Annotated in this window: 15 protein-coding genes; 5 read left to right on the plus strand and 10 right to left on the minus strand. The window is 61.0% G+C overall.

Annotated elements, in window-relative coordinates; all coding sequences use genetic code 11:
• Positions 1-6: 6 nt before the first annotated feature.
• The 3 genes from cas3 to ACPQ6D_RS16765 form a co-directional block, all read right to left on the minus strand.
• Positions 7-3219, minus strand: a complete 3213-nt coding sequence (gene cas3, locus ACPQ6D_RS16755; RefSeq protein WP_423225496.1) for a CRISPR-associated helicase Cas3' — start codon at positions 3217-3219, stop codon at positions 7-9.
• Between the two features lie 234 nt (positions 3220-3453).
• Positions 3454-3663: a winged helix-turn-helix domain-containing protein gene (locus ACPQ6D_RS16760; protein WP_423225497.1), complete on the minus strand. Its 210-nt coding sequence runs from the start codon at positions 3661-3663 to the stop codon at positions 3454-3456.
• Positions 3664-4095: 432 nt separating this feature from the next.
• Positions 4096-4794, minus strand: coding sequence for a DUF4870 domain-containing protein (locus ACPQ6D_RS16765; protein WP_423225498.1), 699 nt, complete (start codon positions 4792-4794; stop codon positions 4096-4098).
• Positions 4795-5224: 430 nt separating this feature from the next.
• Here ACPQ6D_RS16765 and fmt point away from each other — a divergent pair, with 430 nt between their 5' ends.
• Positions 5225-6187 (plus strand): methionyl-tRNA formyltransferase, encoded by a 963-nt coding sequence (gene fmt / locus ACPQ6D_RS16770; RefSeq protein ID WP_423225499.1) that lies wholly within the window; start codon positions 5225-5227, stop codon positions 6185-6187.
• A gap of 69 nt (positions 6188-6256) precedes the next feature.
• Here the strand turns inward: fmt and ACPQ6D_RS16775 are convergent, their stop codons facing one another.
• Together ACPQ6D_RS16775 and ACPQ6D_RS16780 are read right to left on the minus strand one after the other, a co-directional pair.
• Positions 6257-7150: an alpha/beta hydrolase gene (locus tag ACPQ6D_RS16775; protein WP_423225500.1), complete on the minus strand. Its 894-nt coding sequence runs from the start codon at positions 7148-7150 to the stop codon at positions 6257-6259.
• A 22-nt stretch (positions 7151-7172) separates the two neighbouring features.
• A complete protein-coding gene (locus ACPQ6D_RS16780) occupies positions 7173-7934 on the minus strand; it encodes a class I SAM-dependent methyltransferase (RefSeq protein WP_423225501.1) in 762 nt (253 codons plus the stop codon).
• A 616-nt stretch (positions 7935-8550) separates the two neighbouring features.
• Between ACPQ6D_RS16780 and ACPQ6D_RS16785 the strand changes: the two genes are divergently transcribed.
• The 4 genes from ACPQ6D_RS16785 (at position 8551) to ACPQ6D_RS16800 (ending at position 11968) form a co-directional block, all read left to right on the plus strand.
• On the plus strand, positions 8551-8745 hold the full coding sequence (locus ACPQ6D_RS16785; RefSeq protein ID WP_423225502.1) for a PspC domain-containing protein: 195 nt from the start codon (positions 8551-8553) through the stop codon (positions 8743-8745).
• 169 nt (positions 8746-8914) lie between these two features.
• Positions 8915-9850 (plus strand): prolipoprotein diacylglyceryl transferase, encoded by a 936-nt coding sequence (lgt, locus tag ACPQ6D_RS16790; protein WP_423225503.1) that lies wholly within the window; start codon positions 8915-8917, stop codon positions 9848-9850.
• Between the two features lie 88 nt (positions 9851-9938).
• Positions 9939-11438 carry a hypothetical protein gene (locus tag ACPQ6D_RS16795; protein ID WP_423225504.1) on the plus strand — a complete coding sequence of 500 codons (1500 nt, stop codon included), beginning with the start codon at positions 9939-9941 and terminating at the stop codon, positions 11436-11438.
• A 59-nt stretch (positions 11439-11497) separates the two neighbouring features.
• Positions 11498-11968, plus strand: a complete 471-nt coding sequence (locus tag ACPQ6D_RS16800) for an RpiB/LacA/LacB family sugar-phosphate isomerase (protein ID WP_423225505.1) — start codon at positions 11498-11500, stop codon at positions 11966-11968.
• Positions 11969-12017: 49 nt separating this feature from the next.
• On the opposite strand, the gene ACPQ6D_RS16805 is transcribed toward ACPQ6D_RS16800, so the two are convergent.
• The 5 genes from ACPQ6D_RS16805 to ACPQ6D_RS16825 form a co-directional block, all read right to left on the minus strand.
• Positions 12018-12515 (minus strand): biotin/lipoyl-containing protein, encoded by a 498-nt coding sequence (locus ACPQ6D_RS16805; protein WP_423225506.1) that lies wholly within the window; start codon positions 12513-12515, stop codon positions 12018-12020.
• 11 nt (positions 12516-12526) lie between these two features.
• Entirely contained in the window at positions 12527-14005 is a 1479-nt protein-coding gene (locus tag ACPQ6D_RS16810) for an acetyl-CoA carboxylase biotin carboxylase subunit (RefSeq protein WP_423225507.1), read from the minus strand.
• Positions 14006-14028: 23 nt separating this feature from the next.
• A complete protein-coding gene (locus ACPQ6D_RS16815) occupies positions 14029-15564 on the minus strand; it encodes an acyl-CoA carboxylase subunit beta (RefSeq protein ID WP_423225508.1) in 1536 nt (511 codons plus the stop codon).
• 98 nt (positions 15565-15662) lie between these two features.
• On the minus strand, positions 15663-16403 hold the full coding sequence (locus ACPQ6D_RS16820; RefSeq protein ID WP_423225509.1) for a 4'-phosphopantetheinyl transferase family protein: 741 nt from the start codon (positions 16401-16403) through the stop codon (positions 15663-15665).
• Positions 16404-16445: 42 nt separating this feature from the next.
• Positions 16446-17312 (minus strand): Uma2 family endonuclease, encoded by an 867-nt coding sequence (locus ACPQ6D_RS16825; protein WP_423225510.1) that lies wholly within the window; start codon positions 17310-17312, stop codon positions 16446-16448.
• Between the last annotated feature and the right edge of the window lie 142 nt (positions 17313-17454).

The following is a 17454-nucleotide window of genomic DNA, read 5'->3' on the forward strand; positions in this document are numbered from 1 at the left end:
GATGCACTAGAACAACAGTCCATCCCCACCACCGCTCTCAGGGACGAGCAGACCTCGCTGGGGGTCATAGTATTCCTGCAAGTAGTCAGGGTTGAGCACCTGATAATTGTCGTCAATGGTCAGAATTACTCCTTTCGATCTGAGCCGGTCAAATTCGGCCTCGAAAATGGAAACTGTGTAAGGCTGGAGTTTTCGCAGCGTGGACGACGGATACTCGGTGTATTTCAATTCTTCAATCAGTCGCTCTGCCTCCTCGTTGAAGGGGATAATCACGGTCTCGGTCACATCCTCGATGATCTGGAAGGCGCGCGCCGCCGTCTCGAACTTGAATCTACCATCCTGGCTGTCGAAACAGGCCATGATCTTCTTGTAATCGAAAGAGATGGTCGGGTCTTGCAGATCATACAACCGCTCGAAGAACGCCGCAATCGCCAAGACAGAAATTGGCGCGGCGGCGTGGTTGCGCAACACCATACGGGCGACCTCCGCTGTCTGCTTGAGGAATGACGGCATCCGCTTGACGAAATCCGATTTCGGTTCGAAGACAAACATCTGGCTCACGTCCCGGCGCATCTCGCGATTGACGCGCCCCGCCGCCTGATTGATGGAATCCAGCCCGCTGAGGGCGCGATAGCCGACGGGGAAATCCAGGTCAATGCCCGCTTCCATCACCGTTGTCGAGACCACGCGGCAGGGTTGTCCGCTTGCAAGCCGCGCCTTGATTTCCTCCAGCTTTGCTCGACGATGTGTGGGACACATCAGCGTCGAAAGGTGGAAACTCCCCTCGCCCCGCAACCCGCCGAACAGTCCGCTGGCATGGCGGCGAGTGTTGACGATGCACAAAGCTTGTTCATGCGCATTCAGACGGGCAAGCAATTCATCGTCAGGAAGCATCCCCAGATTCTTCACTTCTACGCGCTTGTAGAAGTCGAACAACTCCTGTGGGTTAGGCGTAAGTTCCCTGACTTCCGTCCGTTCGGGCAGGAAGCGCTCCAGTCCGGGCTGAGTGGCGGTACAAAAGACCGCGCTCGCCCCGTAATTGGTCACCAATTCCCAGACACCCGCCATTGCCGGGCGCATGTACTCACGCGGCAGCATTTGGGCCTCATCGAAGATGATGACGCTCCTGGCGATGTTGTGCAACTTGCGGCAGCGCGACGACTTGTTAGCGAACAGCGATTCGAAAAATTGCACGTTAGTTGTTACCACGATGGGTATATCCCAGTTCTCCGCCGCCAGTTTGAGCTTGGCAAGGACACTGTTAGTGCGGTCATCGGGATTCTCACGCTTCCTGCCCTCCCAATCGAAATTGGAGTGATGTTCCAGCACGTTACCTTCGCCGAGAATGCCCTTGAACACCCCTGCATTCTGCTCGATGATGGTCGTGAATGGGATGACGTAGATGACGCGCCTCAAGCCGTGTTCCGCAGCGTGATGGAGCGCGAACGCCATCGAAGCCAGCGTCTTGCCGCCGCCTGTCGGCACGGTGAGCGAGAAGAAGCCGGGTTTCTCCATTCTCGCCCTTTCGATGCACGCGTGGAGTGTCTCGGTGCGCTTGCGATTGATGGCGCTGGTCGGGTTCTCAAACTGCTTCAGGTGTGAGTCCAGCTTACCGCGTAGGGTAGGGATATCATCGTGTCCACCGCGAGGCTTTGCGCCTTTCATGTAGATTTCGGTCTCCTGAAAATCGGCGTCCACCAGTGCCGAATAGACCATGCGTGTTAGGAACGATAGCGAGAAGCCGAGGTTGTCTTTTGCCCAGCGGATGTGCAACCGCTGTGAGAGAGGCAAGGCAGACAAGTCAAGCTCATTTTTGTATGCACTGTAATCTGGCAATTGATTTCTCAGCCGCGCACAGACCGTGCTACCTTCCAGGTCAATCTCGCTGCCGTAATCTGGCAAGCCAGTGTGATGTCCCATGATTGGGTACGTTAGCAGTTGAGCAAGTGCTTCTGACGGAGTACCCTTCAGCATGGCTCTGAGTTCCTTTGCTCCGGCGGTAGAATGGTCAACGCGCGGGCCTCCCTCCAGCCTCCTTTGGAACTCAGAGGAGTATTTGCCCAGGTCATGAGTGAGTCCTGCGATGTACGCCAGCTCGGTAACGTTAGCATCTCTGCCGAACTCGCGCGCTATGTCTGCAGTGTTTCGCAAGTGCTCGATTAGCGGCTGCCCATCCTCCCAGTCTTCCCCCTCGCGTCGGTGAGCAAGGAATCGGGTTGCCGGGGTGTTCACGTTGTCTGTTGCATACAGCTTTGCCAACCTTGCTGTTTCCTTCTCCAAAGCTGCTCTGAGTTGTTTTGTCTCTATCACCTCCACATCTGCCCCCCACCCTCTGATCCACGGCAGCATCTCCCGCGGCTCGGCCACCTGGGCATGCCAGAGCAGGTAGCCGTCCGCCAATTCCTCAACCTTCTCATTCGGGTGCCAACGCGTCTCCAACACCCGCGTACGCACGCGCGGATGAAAGCGCAAGACCACATCCTGCAACGGCTGCTCGCTGGTCCAGATGCCCCAGGCGTTCGCCAGGTATTGACGTGGGTCAAAGTCGGCCGGAATCGAATAGTGCGCGTGCTTTTGTAATTCTACGCGCTGAATGCGCTCCAACTTGAGGGTACGCACTTTGCCTGGCGGTTCCCGCCATCCCACCACGTGACTTGTATGTCCCCACAAGTACGGCTCGATGAAATACGGAGCAAAGTCGTAGTTGTGAACGCTGCCATCGTCCATTTCATGCCAGACACGCACCTTCAAGCCATCTGACCAGGCGCGTGTGAGCGTCTCCATCACCCGCAAGTATCCTGCATCCTGCCGCCGTAAAAGACTGTCCATTTCATCAGCCGATGCCTTCATGTGCCCGGCTATGAGGGGCGCTAACCGTCGGAGTGATTCACCCAGCTTACGCAAGGCCGAAGCCGCGTAAGGGTTGTGCTTGTCACTCCACACAGCCAGAAGTCGGGTAGCCAGGTGCACGGCCAGCGCTTCGTGCAGGGTCAAACGCACATGGGAGAGATACGCGTCGCGATCCAGAACGAGGCGGCCGTCATCTTCTTGATGAATCGGAAACTGACTTGTCAATTCATCAACCGACCGGCTGATGGAAGATCGGTTGACGCCGGTGCGCCGCGCAATTTCGGCCTGCGTTAAGCCCTCCGGATGATCCAAGAGAAGCATCTCGATCTGAAGCAAACGCTCAGCCTTGCCAATGGTCTTTTCTCCCATGATGTCCTCCTTCTCGATGCACCGCCGCTATGAGGCGATAAGCCGAGTAGCCGGCAGGGGTGGTCGGGGATCGCAGTGGCATGAATCAAGAATCCCGTGCTTGGTCAACCGGCCGAGGTTCTAGCATGACCGGCTGCCGTGTTCCTGGCGCTTTTTTCAGTGCAACGGCGGTGCATCTATACCCATTATCTCATACCGTTGCCCCAAATCCCGCAACAAACGCGCCGAGTTTTGTCACTTCTTGCGCAAAAAGAGCGCCAGACGCCCCTTGTGATCCTCGGAGAGCAGAATCCCCGCCTCTTCCAGCGCCGGCAGGCGCCTCAGGACCGTCGAACGTTGCACACCAAGCTGTGCGGCCAATTCACTTACTCGAATCCCCGGCTGCGCCTCGATGAGCTGCGCCATCGTTTCATACTCCGACTGCTTGCGATTCCAGAAAGCCATTATTCACCTCCAGGCTGACACTTGATCTCAGTCTAGCGGCGACCTGTTGCACCTACGGCAACAAAGCAATGGCAGTTTCTATCTGTGTTTCAAATTCGCAGGCCGTTTGGCCTATGTGCGCAGATCTTCCGGCAAAAAACAAAACGGCAGCCCTTCCTCTCGTGATGAACACGGAAGGCGACTGCCGTTTTTGCTTTGCATGGGTCATGGTCAAGCGGAGTTGTCAGCAAGGTGGGGAGATCCTTTTCCTTTGTGGTTCTGGTCTAGTTCATGGCCGCTCGCTCGCTAGGATACCATACCCGCCGCCAGAACGCAACTTGTATCTGTGGTGGCTATTCCCAAACCGGGTTGAACAAAAAAACAGCCAGGCGCCCACGGCATGCTCGTGGAAACCTGGCTGACCTCTTGACGCGATACTGCGGGCCGCTGACGTTACTTGATCCACCCCTGCTGGCGCATGATCTGCGTGACGACGGGGATGCTCACCTCACGCCCCTGGTACGCCTGCCAACCGTAGTAGATGGCGAGGGCATGCGGGACGAAGAAGAGGACCCACAAGCACGCCAGTCCGCAGCCCAGGGTGACGACCGTGCCGATGCTCACCAAAATGGCGGCAATCACTTCGTAGACCAGCGCCGCCAGGTAGAAGCCGATGGACTGTAAGGCATGGTGACGCTGGAACGGCCGATCCTTGTTGCCCTCGGCCAGCAGCAGCACAATGCTGACCAGGGGAATCTGCAGGAGCACCATACCCGCCCACGCCAACGCCGACATCAGCTTGTCATCTGCGTTGACGTCGTAACTGGGCGCCGGCGCCGGGTTGACAGCCGCAGCTTGCGGCCGCACTGGCTCCTCCAGGGTTGGCAGGGTAAACACGGCGTCCGGCGATGGCGCCGCCTGAGGCAGCGCCTCAGGCGCTGCGCTGCTGACCGGCGCTGCTTCTGACGCCGCAGGCAGCACATCCACCTGCCCGGCGGCGGCCGCCAGCTCGTCGCCCGCCGCTTTGACATCGGTGGCTGCGCTTTCAATGGTCTGGTTCATGCCGTCCAACACCGCGGCGGCCTCCGGTTCCACCGGCAGGATCGGCTCGGCATCGGCCGTTGGGTTGGTGGTCTCATTCAGTTCGCTCATCGTATCCTCCTGTGTGGCGCTCAGCGCCGTCGAGGCGCTGCTGCGCTTGTTGCCCTCGAACCTGCGCGCCTGGCGCTGGTTCTCAGCTTATTATACGCCTGGGGCGTGAATAGGTTTCCGGGTTGGCAATGATGACGGGCGTGACAGACCGCCAGAGGGGTCCCTACGGCGTCACGCCCGTGCTAGATGATGCGAAGTATACACAGCGGGCCGCAGCTATCGTGACCTCAGTCCGACGCCCGACTGACGAGGCGCTGAAAAGTGCAAAGTGCGGAGCGCAAAGTGCATAGCGCACAACGCAGAGTGCAAGACCCAGAGCGCAGAGTGCAAAACGGCGAAAGCCGGTCAATTTTCCAGCTGCCGTCTCGAATCTGCCAGCTTCGTTTCTCTGTGCTACAATCCTCTCATCACCTTTGGCTGGAGAGAGGCAATGATGAAGCGATTGGTTTTCATGGGGACGCCCGCGTTTGCGCTGACAATCCTGGAGGCGTTGTGGGCGCGGCAGGAGGCGGGCTGGCAGGTGGTCGGGGTGTTGACACGCGCCGACAAGCCGGCCGGCCGCGGGCAGCAAGCGGCGGCGTCGCCGGTCAAAGCCTTTGCCCTGGCGCACGATCTACCGGTGCAGCAGCCCCGCACGCTGCGTCAGCCCGATCCGCTGGCCGACCTGGCCGCGCTGCAGCCCGACGTGATTGCCGTGGCGGCGTATGGCCTGATTCTGCCGCAGGCTGTGCTCGATCTGCCGCCTGACGGCTGCCTCAACGTGCACGCGTCCCTCTTGCCTCGCCACCGCGGCGCAGCCCCTGTGGCCGGCGCGCTGCTGGCGGGCGATGCGGAAACCGGTACGACGATCATGTTGATGGATGCGGGCATGGACACCGGCCCAATTCTGAGCCAGGCGAAGCTGCCGATCGCGCCCGGAGAGACGCGCGGGGCGTTGATGGATCGCCTGGCTGCGCAGGGCGCTGAGCTGCTGTGCGCAACGCTGCCGGCCTGGCTGGCTGGCGCGATCACGCCCCAGACCCAGGATCACAGTCTGGCGACAATGACCAAACCGCTGACCAAAGCCCAGGGCGCGATTGATTGGCGTTTGCCTGCGGCGCAGATTGCGCGCCAGGTGCAGGCTTTCCAGCCCTGGCCGGGCGCGTTCACGTCCTGGCAGGGACGCCTGTTGAAAATCAACGCCGCCCTGCCTCTGCTTGCACCGGCGGGGGAACCAGGCCGGGTGGCGGCCGATGCGCAGGACGTTTATGTGACCTGCGGCGTCGGCGCGCTGCGCCTGCTGGAGGTGCAGCTAGAAGGTAAACGCAGCCTGGACGCGCTCACCTTCGTGCGCGGCCAACGTGATTTTGTGGGTAGCATCCTTGGGACGCCGTTGCCCCGGCCGCCAGTCTGACTCGCGCCGCGCCCTGATCTGCCTGGCCATCGGCGCACGATTCAGCGTTCAGCATTCCGCCTTCGGCCGTTACTTCAGCGTTTCTTTGAGCCAGTCCATGATTAGCTCTTCAATACCGTTTTGGCGACCCAACATGCGCGTGCCGTGCCCCTGGCCGTCGTAGACCTTGAGCGTGTGCTTGCCTAGCGCCAATTTGTCCAAAACGGCCGCGGCGTCGGCGCTTTCTTTGTCTTCCGAACTGGCAATCAGCAGCACGGGGCGCGGCCCGTAGGCTTGCAGCGGCCCTTCGGTCTTGATCCCTTCGAAGTCCAGGCCAGGCGACAGCAAGACGAGGGTTTTGACGCCCGGCTGGCCGGATGCCAGGTTCAGGCTCAGGTTAGCGCCAATGCTGGCGCCGATGAAACCGATGGCCGCGCGGTTGACTTCCGGCCGGTTCGTCAGCCAGGCATAGGCGGCCGCGGCGTCTTGCGTCATCTTGCTCCATTCGCGCTGGCCCTGGCTGCCGCCATGCCCGCGCAGATCAATGGTCAGCACACTGTAGCCGGCTGTCTGCAGCTGACGCGCCAGGGTGTCCCAATCGCCGCGCTGCCCGCCCACCATGTGCAGCATGGCGACGGCCGGGCTGCTCATCTTGGGGGAGACATAAAACGTGCCTGTCAGGGTCACGTTGTCTGCTGTGGTGATCTCCACCGGCTTGATTTCGCCAGCCGCAAAGGCCTGTACGCCGCCCGTTGTTGACTGATCCTTGGTGGGTGAAACGCCGGCCAGGGGCGCGGGTTCGCTGGTCCCCGCCAATGTGGCGTCGCTGTTGACGCTGGGCATGGAAACCGAACTGGTGGCCGACGCCTGCGCCGGCGGATTGGCGGCCGGGGTCGGCGTCTGGCCGCCTCCACAGGCTGCCAACGCCATCATCAGCAGCACGAGGAAGCCGGAGAGCATCCATGCTCGGGCTTTGGTTGTCATCGTGTTCTTTCCTTTCCTGTCTTCATGTGCGTCGCGCAACCAAAATCATGCGCGGGCTGTCTGAGGTGTAGGTTTCCAGATCGTAGGAACCGTAGACCATTTCTAGTTCGTAGCCGCATAGTTCGAGCAGCAGTTCGGCTTCAGAGCGCCAGAGGAAGCGCAGGTTGAAGGGTACGAGCAGACGCCGCGTTTGCCCATCTGGAAACACTTCATCGTAAACGAAAATGGTCTCTTGAATCTGGTTCGCCAGGTCAATCTTGCGCACCAGCTGCTTGATGACCACGGCGCCAGACTGCGGATCGCGCCATTGGTTGTCAACCATCAGGCGGCCATCGGCTTCGATCAACGTGACAATGTCCGGGTTGAAGAGATCAAGAATGAGCGGACTGCCGGGGCGCAGGAACGCATGCCAGCAGCGCAAGGCCTGGCGTTGATCTTCTTGGGTTTCCAGGTGCATGAAGCTGTTGACCTGGATGAAGCCCATGCCGAAACGCTGTTCCAGGTGCACGGTGCGCATGTCAGCCTGCACCAGGTTCACGCGGTCGCTCAGGCGCGCGGCGGCCAGCCGCTTGCGCGCAATATCGAGCATGTTGGCAGAGGTATCAACGCCGGTCAGCCGAAAGCCGGCCTGCGCCAGCGGCACGGTCACGCGACCGTTGCCGCAGCCAAGTTCGAGGAGCGGCCCATCCACGTGCTCCGCGTAATAACGCAAGAGCGGCATATCATCGGCAAAGGCGCCGAATTCGGTATCGTAGTAATGGGCAAAGCGGTCGTAGTCAATCATGCCTGCGCTGATTCTCCTTCGCAGGCCATTATAACATTGCCCTACTTAACACGCCAACTCGCTCGCCATCTGGGTGCATTTCAGTTTGGGGGTGGGCCCGACGTCGAGCGATTGAGGCTTCGTCGTGAGCGGCTCGACCGAGCGTTCGACAGGCTCACCGCACGGTTCGACAGGCTCACCGCACGGTTCGACAAGGCTCACCGCACGGGGCCTGAGCTTGTCGAAGACCGCTGCAACCACCTCCAAGCCCAACCGAAGCCGGCTACGCAGCGGAACTGAAATGCGCCCGCCACGAAATACAAACCCTCGCGCGCCGTCAGGCCCGATGGAGCCTTCCACCTTAGCCCGATCCGTTCACGGTCGGGCGGCGTTGGTTGCGCGCACGCTATCGGGCCAACGCCGCCGCCGGGCCAAAGGCCATCCGGCTAGAGGTGCAAGCCCTCTGGGGCTACGTCCCGAAATTGAAATGCCCCCCGCCATCTGCCATACTCCCCGCTGAAAGCCGCAACTTGGCGCGCCGCCGTGCGTACTATGGTTTGAATGGGCAGCGAGTCGGCATGATCTCTGCCGTGCGGCCTGTAGAAATCGAGAGAGTCTGAAAGGAGATAGGCTTTTTATGCAAGGCAAACGATTGTATCGCGCGCGCAAGGAGCGTATGATTGCAGGAGTCTGCGGCGGCCTGGCGCAGTACCTGGGCGTTGACCCTTCCCTGGTGCGGCTGGTATTTTTGCTGCTTGGCTTGACGGTCGGCGGCGGCTTCCTGGCCTACCTGGTGTGCTGGATTGTCATCCCCGAAGAGCCGGAAGCGTAGCCTCGTTCGGCCGCCGCTTCAATTTCCCGTCGCAACAACTGCCGGATCGAATCCGGCGGTTGTTTTTTATGGCAAGATCTCCCATGCGGGAAGTGTGCTTTTCGATTGCGCCTGCTTATGCTATACTTGGCGCCGTACAGTTTACCTAAACACGCGGAGGAATGTTGGCATGGATCCTACTGCTTTGCGCATTGGACCTATCACTATCTACTGGTATGGTTTACTGATCGTGACCGGGGCCGTCCTGGCGGCCTTTTTGGCCGCCGCCGAAGCCCGGCGCCGCGGTGAAGACCCAGAGCATGTCTGGAACCTGCTCACCTGGTGTCTGCTGCTCGGCATCATCGGCGCACGGCTCTATCATGTCTTCTCATCGCCGGCCGGCGGCTTCACGGGCTGGGATTACTACCGCAAGAACCCGATTGAAATCATCGCCTTCTGGAAGGGCGGTTTTCGCGGCCTCGGCATCTATGGCGCCATCGCCGGCGGCGTTGTGGCGATTTTTCTGTATGCGCGCGTCGCCAAGCTCAATTTCTGGCGCTGGAGCGACATCGTAGCCCCTGGCATGCTGCTGGCGCAGGCCATCGGCCGCTGGGGCAACTACATCAACCAGGAACTCTATGGCCCTCCCACGACCCTCCCATGGGGCATCACCATTGACGGCCTTCACCGCTTTGGCCCCTACATTGATCTCAACCAGTATCCGCTAGAAACCAAGTTCCATCCGACTTTCTTGTATGAGTCGCTCTGGAACCTGCTCGGTTTCCTTCTGCTGATCTGGCTGGGCCGGCGCTTTGCCAATCGCCTGCGCGACGGCGACATTGTCGCTGCCTATCTGCTGACCTATTCGGTTGGGCGTCTGTGGGTCGAAATCTTCCGGCCAGATGCCTGGGCCATTGCTGCCATTCCCACCGCGCAGATTATTGCCCTGGTCTTGATGGCCGCGTCGCTAGCGTTTCTGTTCATCCGTCATCGCGACTGGCAGCCGCCGGAGACATGGATCACGCGCAAAACGGCCGCGGCCGCCGCGCTGCCTGCCGCGGGCCTGGATGATGTCAGTCCGCCGCCAGCGTCTGATGAGGTCAACACCGCGGCGGCTGAAGGCTGAGCGGTTGCCCCGAACCCACACAAGCCAGTCAGGCGTTGATGGCTGCGGCTGACAGCCTGCCAGCGCCGGTGGGCATGGAGGTGAAAACATGAGCGGACAACGTCGTTTGTGGCGCCTGGCGCTGATGGCGGCGTTCCTATGCCTCCACACCGGCGCCGCGGCCGCGTTGCCGCCGACCGAAACCGACGCGCGGCGTCAGCCAATCGTTGGGCAGATTCTGTGGCCGGCCAACGGCGTTGGAGTTTGCGTGAGCGCGGGTTCCCAGAACGCGCATAACCTGGTGAGCGATGGGCTGCAAGGCGCTATCGTGGTGTGGAGCGATGCGCGGCCAACGGCCAACGGCGCGGATATCTATGCACAGCGCCTGAGCGCCGGCGGCATGCCGCTGTGGGCTGTCAACGGCGTTGGGGTCATCACCGCGGACAACGACCAATCCGAGCCAAAGGCGATCAGCGACGGCGCCGGGGGCGCGCTGCTGGCGTGGAATGATCTGCGCGGCGGCCGCAGCGCCATTTATGCCCAGCGGCTGGATGCTTCGGGCCAAGCGCTGTGGGCAGCCCAGGGCGTCAGCGTCACAACGGGCGCGGCCGACCACCTCATTAGCCAACTCTTGCCTGATGGCAGCGGCGGCGGGTTCGTGATCTGGGAGGAGAATACGGACCAGGACCGTTTCGACACCAACCTTTTCGCACAGCGCATCAGCGCCGAAGGCGCGCGGCTGTGGACGGCCCCCGCTGCGATCACTCTCGCCGCGGGTGAACAGTTCGACCCGGTCGCGGTGCGCGACGATAATGGCGGGTTCATTGTGGTGTGGGCCGACCTGCGCGCGGCCTCCGACCAGAATCTCTACGCGCAGCGCATCTCAGGCAGCGGGTTGGCGCTGTGGGCGACGGATGGCATACCCGTTAGCAGCAGCGCAGCCTTGCCGCGACTGGGGGACATCGCACGCGACGATCAGGGCGGCGTGTTCGTGGCCTGGCATGACTATCGCAGCCCAGGGGGCCAGGCGGACGCCTACTTGATGCGCTTGACCGCCAGCGGTGATCGGGCCTGGTCGGACGATTTGCCTGTGATGGCCGCCGCAGACCTGGCAGAAATGCCAACCGCCTTGATCGCTGACGGCGGCGGCGGCGCGATCATGCTGGCCGACGTCTCGGATACGAGCGAGACGCCGAACACAGATGTGATGGCGCAGCGCATTGACGCCGGCGGCGCCCTTGTCTGGGGGCCGCAGCCGGTCAATGTGACGCCGTGGGCCGCGCAGCAGACTGCGGCCGTGGCCGTACCGGACGGCAGCGGCGGCGCGTATCTGGCCTGGATGGACGGCTTTTCCGATCCACTGGGCTTTGACCTGGTCGCACAGCACCTCGACAGCGCAGGCGCGGCGCTGTGGCCGGGGCATGGCGTTGTGGTGGTTGCCTCGCCCGGCGTGCAGAATCATCCGCAGGTGCTGAGCGACGGCGGCCGCGGACTGATCATCGCCTGGCAAGATTTCCGCAACGACCCTGACATTCCCGACCTGTATGCGCAGCGCATCAGTGAAGTCAATCAACTTATTTTCCCATTGGCGCGTAAGAACAGCCGCTGACATGACTTCCGGTTCTTCAACACTTCGGAAGCCTGAAACTTTTCGAGGAGGGATGATCTATGAGAATTGCGATTGGCAGCGATGAACGAACCCACTTGACCGATTTTGTGGTGCATACCCTGCAGAAGCAGGAGCATGAGGTTTTCTTGTTTGGCCCCCTGGCCGAAAATGACCCCGACAGCGACTGGCCGCTGGTGAGCAGCCATGTGGCAGAAGCCGTGGCTGGGGGACAAGCCGATCAAGGCATTGTCTTTTGTTGGACTGGCACCGGCGCCTGCATGGCCGCCAACAAGGTGCCTGGAGTGCGCGCGGCGCTGGTGCATGACGCGGAGACGGCGCGCGGCGCGCGCATCTGGAATCACGCCAATGTGCTGGCATTGAGCCTGCGTCTGACGCCGGTGGGTGTGGCGAAGGAGATTTTGGATGCCTGGTTTGCGACCTCAACCGCCGAAGGCGAGGCGCAGAGTGAATGGAACCTGGCGCAGATCGCGCACCTGGCCGCGATTGAAAATCGCTATCGCGGGGACTGACATTGAAAAAGACATCGGGTTTCACGCAGAAACCCGATGTCTCACAAGCCTACTCGATCTCGACCAGCACTTCGTTCAGGGAAACACCCTGGCCGGCCCCGACATTGATCTTGCGCACCACGCCCGTGCGCGGCGCCCTGATTTCATTCTCCATCTTCATGGCTTCCAACACCACGACCGGCTGCCCCGGTTCAACCTCATCGCCTACCTTCACGAGAATGCGGGTGATAACGCCGGGGATGGGCGCCTTGATGCGCCCTTCACGACCGGCTGGATGCGCAGCCGCGGATTCCATGTCCACGACAGTCAAGTCGCCGTAGCGCCGGCCGTAGCCCTCGATCCATTGCAGATCACGGTCTAGCACGATTTCATACGACCGATTGCCCACCAGGATCCAGTCCAGACTCTCCGGGTCGCTCAGGCTCTGCACCATCACCGGCATGGTCTGCCCATCCACGGTGACGCGCAGGTCTGTGTCGGATTGGGGGACGGCCTCCACCTGGATTTCGTAGGTGCGCGCGCCGATGGTAACGCCAATCTTGTTCATTCGTCTCTCTCCTAACTCGGCAGTCGGCGGCTGTTGCGATGCCAGCCATCCTGGAAACGGCCTGGCGTCACCGGGCGGGGGCGCTGGTTGCGGCTGATGAAGGCCACCGCCGCCGCCACCGCCATGTCGCGCAGTTCAATTTCGGGTTCGCCCTCCAACAAGGGGCGATCCAGAAAATCCACGGTGTAATTCCCGGCCAGGAAGTCGGGGTCGGTCAGGATGCGCTGATGATAGGGCAGGGTGGTGCGCACCCCGCGAATGGCGAATTCTTCCAACGCGCGCCGCATGCGATTGATACACTCGACACGCGTTTCGCCCCACACAATGAGCTTGGCCAGGATGGGGTCGTAGCGCACCGGTACGCTGCAGCCGTTGTAGGCGTAGGTGTCGACGCGTACATTGGGGCCGCCCGGCAGGCGGAACCGGTCCAGTTTGCCGGGGCTAGGCAGGAAATTGTTCCACGGATCTTCGGCATTGATGCGACACTCCAACGCCCAACCTCGGAACTGAATCTCTTCCTGGCGAAACGCCAACGGTTCGCCTGCGGCGATGCGAATCTGTTCGCGCACCAGGTCAACCTGCGTCACCTTTTCGGTCACCGGATGCTCAACCTGGATCCGCGCTTTCATCTCGGCAAAGTAGAAGTTGCCTTCCATGTCCATGATGAACTCGACTGTGCCGGCGTTGCAGTAGTTGAACAGGCGCGCAATGTCAAGCCCCATTTGCCACACGTGTGCACGCTGTTCCGGCGTCAGATTGGGCGACGGCGACTCCACAACCAGCTTCTGGCTGTGGCGCATAATCGAACCGTCGCGCTCACCCAGGTGGATGAGATGGCCGTATTGGTCGCCCAAGATCTGCACTTCTACATGCCTGGCTGGCATGATGGCCTTTTCCAGGTAGACATGCTCATCCCCAAAAACGGTGCGCGCTTCAGCCTGCGCCTGACGCACCGCACGCTCCAGCTTGGAGGGCTCTGTCACCAGGCGCGTGCCGCGGCCGCGCCCCCCGCGACAAGCCTTGATCACCAGTGGGTAGCCGATTTGTTCGGCCAGCGCCTGCACGCCGTCCATTTCACCCTGGCAGAATGCTTCCGGTATGTAGTGCGGCACCGGAAAGCCCGCCGCCGCCACGCGCTCGCGCGCGCCCAGGTTGTCGCGCAGCGCGCTGACGACGGAGCTGGGCGGCCCGATGAAGACAACGTTGGCGGCTTCGCACGCTTTGACGAAGTCCGGGTCCTCCGCCAAGAATCCATAGCCGGGATGGATGGCATCGGCGCCCGTCTCTTTCGCTGCCTGCAGCACCACCTGGTGATCCATGTAGCCCAGGCTGGAATCGAGGCGCACGACCTCGTCAGCAAAACGCACGTGCAGCGAGCCTTGGTCCGATGGCTCGAACAGCCCCACGGTTTGAATTCCCAGGTCTCGACAGGCTCGAATGATGCGCACAGCAATCTCGCCGCGGTTGGCGATGAGAACTTTTCTAAACATATACACCCCTCTCGTTTGGTGGACTACATGGGCGAGACGCCGTGCTTCTTCGGCACGTGGCGTTCCTGCTTGGACAGCGTCACTTCCAGGGTGCGAATGAGCGCGCGGCGCGTATCGCGCGGTTCGATCACATCATCAATCAGGCCGCGCGCCGCCGCCACGTAGGGGTTATTGAACTTCTCTTCGTACATGGCAACCAGCTCCTGGCGCTTGGCCTCTGGGTCGGGCGCCTCCTGCACCTGTTTGCGGAAGAGAATGTTGACCGCGCCGTCCGCGCCCATCACCGCGATCTCAGCGTTGGGCCAGGCGAAGAGATAGTCGCCGCGCAAGCCTTTGCTTGACATAACACAATAGGCGCCGCCGTAGCTCTTGCGCAGGATGATCATCAGTTTGGGCACGGTGGCTTCGCTGTACGCGTAGATCATGCGCGCGCCGTTGCGGATGATGCCGCCGTACTCCTGGTTGGTGCCGGGCAGGAAACCAGGCACATCTTGCAGGGTGATGATAGGGATGTTGTACGCGTCGCATAAGCGAATGAAGCGCGAGGCCTTGAGCGAAGCCTTGATGTCAATGCACCCGGCCAATACCATCGGTTGGTTGGCGACAATGCCAACCACGTAGCCGTTGAGCCGGGCAAAGCCGATCACCATATTTTGCGCCCACAGCTCATGGATTTCGGTAAACCGGCCATCGTCAACCACGCTGGTGATCACCTGCCGCACGTCGTAAGGCTTGTGCGGATCCGTTGGTACAAGCTGCTCCAGTTCGGGGCAGCGCCGATTGGGGTCATCCACCGGCGGCACGTAGGGCGGGTCATTTTGACTGTTCGACGGCAGGTAGGAGAGCAGGTTGCGCACCTGGGCCAGGCACTGCTGATCGTCCTGAGCCAGGAAATGGCTGACGCCGCTCTCCTGGCTATGAATCAGACCGCCGCCCAGCTCATCCAGGCTGACTTCTTCATTCATCACCGCCTTCACCACCTCTGGGCCGGTGATGAACATGTAGCTGTTGTCGGTCATAAAGATGAAGTCGGTCAGCGCGGGTGAATAAACAGCGCCGCCTGCGCACGGCCCCATGATGACCGAAATCTGCGGGATGACGCCAGAAGCCTCGCAGTTGGCGTCGAAGATGCGGGCATAGCCGCCGAGACTGTCCACGCCTTCCTGGATGCGCGCGCCGCCGGAGTCGTTGATGGCGATGAAGGGGCAGCCGTCACGCAGGGCCATGCGCATCGCCTTGACGATCTTGTTGGCGTGCATTTCGCCCAGGGAGCCGCCCATGACGCCGGCATTTTGCGACGCCACGTAGACGTGCCGGCCGTTGACCTGACCAAAACCGGTGATGACGCCGTCGCCATAACGCGAGGCCCGGCCGTCCAGGTAGGTTTCGGATCGCGGCAGCACCAACGTGTCAATTTCGGTGAAAGTGTCGGGGTCAAAAAGCAGCTCGATGCGTTCCCGCGCGGTCAAGCGCCCTTTCTTGTGCTGGGTTTCGGCTTCTTTGGCTGTACCCGCGGCAATGGCCTTGCGGTCGCGTAGTTTTTTGATATATGATTCCATGAAAAAATGCTCCTATCGAATCAGCGTGAGACCGAAGATCAGAGATCGGCGGCCTGCCGCGCAACTTTTTGCTGTCCTGTAAATTTCTGTTTGTTCGCCTACATGGTTATTTCATCAGGTCCGATGATCGTCAGCACGAATCCGCCGCGTAGGCTCCACCACCCGTGCATGACGGCGCTGGCGGGGGCAGCGGGCGTGAAGGTGACTTGAAACGATTTCCATACGCCCTCGGCCGGCTGATCAAGATCAAACTGGCATTCCACCCGCCGCGTGTCCACAGTCAAACCCAGCTTGACGGCTTTCAGCGCCGCTTCTTTGGCGCTCCAGATTGCGGTGGTCAGGGTGTCACCCCATACCGGCGCTGCGGCCTGCACCTGCCGTGCTTCCGCGTCGGTGAAAAATGTCTCCACGAAATTCCATGCGCGCGGCCGCACACGTTCGATGTCCACGCCAATGACCTGCGTGGTCACTGCGCAGAAGGCCCATTCTTCACAATGGCTAATGGTCAAACAGGCCGCCAGCCGGCGACGCGTCGAGGTCGCGTGGCGCGCCAGGTGATGGGTAGGGTGCTGCTCGTGCAATTCGACAAAGGGCGATCCGTCTTCTTCATTCTTGATTTCGATGCTGTCCAGAGCCATGCGTTGACTTGTGGTTTCCACAAGAAATCGCTGCACCAGGTGCTTGGCTGTCCAGCGTCCAAGCAGCCAGTCGTGACGGCGCTTGGGCGTGCGCAGCGCGTGAAAATGCTCGAGCTCGGACGCGCTCAGCAGACCCGGGGGCGGCTGACCGCGTTCCAGGACGGGGTGCGCGCCGGTGGATTGAACAAGCCAGTAAATCATGGATGGATCCGGATCTGGCGCAGCAAAACGACGGCCCACAGCTCAATCATCGCCGCTGTCTGGATCGCTGACTCCCATGGCCCGCAAACGTGCCTGCAAGCGCGCCAGCCGCGTTTCCGCATCCTCGGCGCGCTGCCGCTCAGCCTCGGCGCGCTGCCGCTCAGCCTCTTCGTGCCGTAGGACGAGTTTGCCATCCGCCGTGTAGAAACGCAGCCAGGCAGTATCCAGCGCGTGATAGCGACCATACCAATGACCGATCCACAGGTTGAGGGCTTCACTCCATAGCCAGCCCTGGGCATTGGGCTGCAAAGCCACGTAGGCATCACCGTGCAAATGCCAGCCCATGAGCGTCTTCGTTTCTGGATCGTAGCAGAAGTAATCTGGCGTGCGGAAGGTGTGCGCGTACAGGTCTTTCTTGGTGGTCAGGTCGTTATTGCGTGTAGATGCTGACATCAGTTCGATGATGAGATCGGGATAGCGGCCATTTTCTTCCCAGACCACCCAGGCCTCGCGCCCGTACGAGCCGTCTACATTGAGAACGACGTAGAAATCTGGCCCTTTGTAGTCACGATGGCGCACTTGCGCCAGGCTGTAGTAGATAAACATGTTGCCGCCAGCGTAGAAATCGGTGCGCTGACGCCAGGCGTAGTGGATCAGTTCCAGGAAAAAGGCAATTTGTGCCAGGTGCCAGGGCGATTCCAAGGGTTCACCATCCTCTGTTGGCAGTTCTAGCAGGTCTCCGTGAGTCTTCAGCAGTTCGAAAAGTTCACGGTCGCCGACGGTCGGCCGCGAACGGGAAGGAACCCAAATGAAATTGGATCCATCTCCCCACCCGTCCCCATTCGTGGGCACGGGTAGGTCTGACCGGGTCATCACGTCAGCCCCCACCTCCTCAGCCGTTTGTTGCATCGTCTTTCTCCGCTTGGCAGTCCATTGTTCGGTGCAGATTTGACTCAGCCGCGCCTGGTGCGATCCTGGCGTTTTTCTGCAAAAACGCCCATGCGGGGGCGCCACGATCATGCGCCAGCGTTGTCGCCCCAAGTATAGCCCC

The sequence above is a fragment of the Candidatus Amarolinea aalborgensis genome (genome assembly GCF_900491745.1).
In the GTDB taxonomy this organism is placed as follows: domain Bacteria; phylum Chloroflexota; class Anaerolineae; order SSC4; family Amarolineaceae; genus Amarolinea; species Amarolinea aalborgensis.

Excerpts from the sequence above, each read along its gene's own strand:
- cas3 (WP_423225496.1), bottom strand. The coding sequence starts at position 3,219 with ATGGGAGAAAAGACCATTGGCAAGGCTGAGCGTTTGCTTCAGATCGAG.
- ACPQ6D_RS16760 (WP_423225497.1), bottom strand. The coding sequence starts at position 3,663 with ATGGCTTTCTGGAATCGCAAGCAGTCGGAGTATGAAACGATGGCGCAG.
- ACPQ6D_RS16765 (WP_423225498.1), bottom strand. The coding sequence starts at position 4,794 with ATGAGCGAACTGAATGAGACCACCAACCCAACGGCCGATGCCGAGCCG.
- fmt (WP_423225499.1), top strand. The coding sequence starts at position 5,225 with ATGATGAAGCGATTGGTTTTCATGGGGACGCCCGCGTTTGCGCTGACA.
- ACPQ6D_RS16775 (WP_423225500.1), bottom strand. The coding sequence starts at position 7,150 with ATGACAACCAAAGCCCGAGCATGGATGCTCTCCGGCTTCCTCGTGCTG.
- ACPQ6D_RS16780 (WP_423225501.1), bottom strand. The coding sequence starts at position 7,934 with ATGATTGACTACGACCGCTTTGCCCATTACTACGATACCGAATTCGGC.
- ACPQ6D_RS16785 (WP_423225502.1), top strand. The coding sequence starts at position 8,551 with ATGCAAGGCAAACGATTGTATCGCGCGCGCAAGGAGCGTATGATTGCA.
- lgt (WP_423225503.1), top strand. The coding sequence starts at position 8,915 with ATGGATCCTACTGCTTTGCGCATTGGACCTATCACTATCTACTGGTAT.
- ACPQ6D_RS16795 (WP_423225504.1), top strand. The coding sequence starts at position 9,939 with ATGAGCGGACAACGTCGTTTGTGGCGCCTGGCGCTGATGGCGGCGTTC.
- ACPQ6D_RS16800 (WP_423225505.1), top strand. The coding sequence starts at position 11,498 with ATGAGAATTGCGATTGGCAGCGATGAACGAACCCACTTGACCGATTTT.
- ACPQ6D_RS16805 (WP_423225506.1), bottom strand. The coding sequence starts at position 12,515 with ATGAACAAGATTGGCGTTACCATCGGCGCGCGCACCTACGAAATCCAG.
- ACPQ6D_RS16810 (WP_423225507.1), bottom strand. The coding sequence starts at position 14,005 with ATGTTTAGAAAAGTTCTCATCGCCAACCGCGGCGAGATTGCTGTGCGC.
- ACPQ6D_RS16815 (WP_423225508.1), bottom strand. The coding sequence starts at position 15,564 with ATGGAATCATATATCAAAAAACTACGCGACCGCAAGGCCATTGCCGCG.
- ACPQ6D_RS16820 (WP_423225509.1), bottom strand. The coding sequence starts at position 16,403 with ATGATTTACTGGCTTGTTCAATCCACCGGCGCGCACCCCGTCCTGGAA.
- ACPQ6D_RS16825 (WP_423225510.1), bottom strand. The coding sequence starts at position 17,312 with ATGCAACAAACGGCTGAGGAGGTGGGGGCTGACGTGATGACCCGGTCA.